The organism is Kitasatospora sp. NPDC059571, assembly GCF_042735675.1.
Classification (GTDB): Bacteria; Actinomycetota; Actinomycetes; order Streptomycetales; family Streptomycetaceae; genus Kitasatospora.
Genome location: NZ_JBHWBW010000684.1, coordinates 1 through 2,961 on the forward strand (window position 1 = coordinate 1; position 2,961 = coordinate 2,961).

Here is a 2,961-nt window from a genome sequence, read left to right on the forward strand (position 1 = left end):
GCGGGTCCTCGGGGCGGCGGCATTGCGCGGGGCGCGCTTCTTCGGCGCCGGCGCCCCGTCCTCCGCGCCCTCCACGGCCTCGGCCGCCTCCTCGGCCTCCGGGGCCGCGGACTCGGCGACCGCCTCGGGGGCCTCCTCAGCGGCCTCCTCAGCGGTCGGCAGCTGCTCGGCGGCGGTCAGCGCGGCCTCCATGGCGGCCTCGGCCCGGGCCTGGAGCACCACGATCTCGGCCTCGGCGGGCGCCCCGGCCGGGGCGGTCGCCTTGCGCACCGCACGGCGGCGGGTGCGGCCGGCCGGGGCCGCCGGGGCCTCGACCGGGGCGGCCTGCTCGACGACGGGCTCGGCCGCGAGGGCCTCCACCACCGCGGCCTCGACCTGCTCGACGGCGTGGGCGGCCTCGGCGACCGCCTCGGCGGCGGCCTCCACGGCCTCCGCCTCCTCGATCACGCTCTCCTCGGCCAGGGTGTCGGCCTGCGCCGCACCGCCCTTGCCGCGGCGGCGGCGCTTGCCACCCGTGGCGCCCTCGCCGGCCTGCCCGGCGGCGCCACCGCCGCCGTGGGCGTGCGGCTGGTCCATGTGGACGATGACGCCGCGGCCGTTGCAGTGCACGCACGGCTCGGAGAAGGACTCCAGCAGGCCCTGGCCGACCCGCTTGCGGGTCATCTGCACCAGGCCCAGCGAGGTGACCTCGGCCACCTGGTGCTTGGTGCGGTCCCGGCCCAGGCACTCCAGCAGGCGCCGCAGCACCAGGTCGCGGTTGGACTCCAGCACCATGTCGATGAAGTCGATCACGATGATGCCGCCGAGGTCGCGCAGCCGCAGCTGGCGGACGATCTCCTCGGCCGCCTCGATGTTGTTGCGGGTGACGGTCTCCTCGAGGTTGCCGCCCTGGCCGACGAACTTGCCGGTGTTGACGTCGACCACGACCATCGCCTCGGTGCGGTCGATGACCAGCGAACCGCCGCTCGGCAGCCAGACCTTGCGGTCCAGCGCCTTCATCAGCTGCTCGTCGATGCGGTAGGTCGCGAAGACGTCGACGTCCGAGGTCCACCGCTGGAGGCGCTCGGTGAGGTCGGGCGCCACGTGCGAGACGTAGTCGTGGATGGTGCTCCACGCTTCGGCGCCGCTGACGATGACCTTGGTGAAGTCCTCGTTGAAGATGTCGCGGACGACCCGGACGGTCATGTCCGGCTCGCCGTACAGCAGCACCGGGGCGTTGCCGGTGGCGGCCTTCTTCTGGATGTCCTCCCACTGCTGCTGGAGGCGCTGCACGTCCCGGGTCAGCTCGTCCTCGCTGGCACCCTCGGCGGCGGTGCGCACGATGACGCCCGCGTCGTCCGGGACGATCTTCTTGAGGATCGTCTTGAGGCGGGCCCGCTCGTTCTCCGGCAGCTTGCGGCTGATGCCGGTCATCGAGCCCTCGGGCACGTAGACCAGGTACCGGCCGGGCAGCGAGATCTGGCTGGTCAGCCGGGCGCCCTTGTGGCCGATCGGGTCCTTGGAGACCTGCACCAGCACCGACTGGCCGGACTTCAGCACCGACTCGATCCGGCGCGGGCCGCCGTGGCCGCCCAGCGCACCGAAGTTGACCTCACCGGCGTACAGCACCGCGTTGCGGCCCTTGCCGATGTCGACGAACGCGGCCTCCATCGACGGCAGCACGTTCTGCACCTTGCCCAGGTACACGTTGCCGACGTACGAGGTGGCCTGCTCCTTGTTGACGTAGTGCTCGACGAGCACGCCGTCCTCCAGGACGCCGATCTGGGTGCGCTCGCCGTTCTGGCGCACCACCATGACGCGCTCGACCGACTCGCGGCGGGCCAGGAACTCGGCCTCGGTGATGATCGGCACCCGGCGGCGGCCCAGCTCGCGGCCCTCGCGGCGGCGCTGCTTCTTCGCCTCCAGACGGGTGGAGCCCTTGATGGACTGCACCTCGTCCGGGTCGAACGACGGCTCGGTGGAGCGGCGGCGCGGCTCGCGCACCTTCACCACCGTACGGACGCCGTCCTCGCTGGTCTCGGCCTGCTCGGCACCGCCCTCACCACTGCGGCGGCGGCGACGGCGACGGCGGCGCGAGGAGGACAGGCCCGCGGCCAGCTCGTCCTCGTCCTCCTCCGGCTCCTCGTCGGCACCCTCGTCCTCGGCCTGCGGGCGGCCGGCGGCCTCCACGGCCTCCGGCTCCTCCGCCTCGCCGCGGCGGCGACGGCGGCCGCCCCGGCGGCGGCGACGGGACGGACGGCCGTCGTCCTCCCAGTCGCCCTCCTGCTCCGGGCCGGCCGCGGGGGCCTCCTCGGGCGCCGGGGCCTCGGCGGTACGGGTCTCGGCGGTACGGGTCTCGGCCGGAGCCTCGACCTGGGCGGCGCGGGCGGGCGCCTGGACGCGGACCTGGGTCCGCACCCGGCGGCGGCGGCCGACACCGCTGTACTCGAACTCCTCTTCCTCCGACGCCGCAGCGGCGGGGGCCTGGGCCTTGGGCTGGGCCGGGGCCTGCGCCTTGGGCTGCGCGGCGGGCGCCTGCGCGACGTACGGCGCGGGCTCCTGGAAGACCGGGGCCTGGAAGATCGCGGTGGACGGGCGGACGGCCCGGCGGCGGACCCGGTGCGAGGTCTCCGGGGCGGCGGCCGGCTCCTCGGCCGGCTGCTCCTCGGCGGCGGTCTCCTCGACCGCCTCCGGCTCCTCGGGCTCCTCGGGCTCCTCCTGCGCGGGCTCCTCCTCGGCCGGGGCCTCCGCCACGACCGGGGTCTCGGCCACGACGCGGCGGCGGCGGGTGCGGCGGGCCGGTGCGGCGGACTCCTCGGCGGCGGCCGGCTGCTCCTCGGGGGCCGGCGCGGCGGCGGGCTCGGCCGCGGCCGGCGCCGCCGCGGCGGCCGCGGGCTGGGGCGGGGTGGGGCGCGGGTCCCGCGCGCGGCGGGGCGCCGCCGCGCCGCGCCGCGCGGGTCGGGGGGGGGGGGCGCGCGCGCG

The 2,961-nt window shown here is 76.4% G+C and carries 1 protein-coding gene; it reads right to left on the minus strand.

Features of this window, described 5'->3' with window-relative positions:
- Positions 1–2,961, minus strand: a 2,961-nt coding sequence (locus ACFV0G_RS37785; RefSeq protein ID WP_380557889.1) for an Rne/Rng family ribonuclease, incomplete at both ends; no start/stop codon positions are given.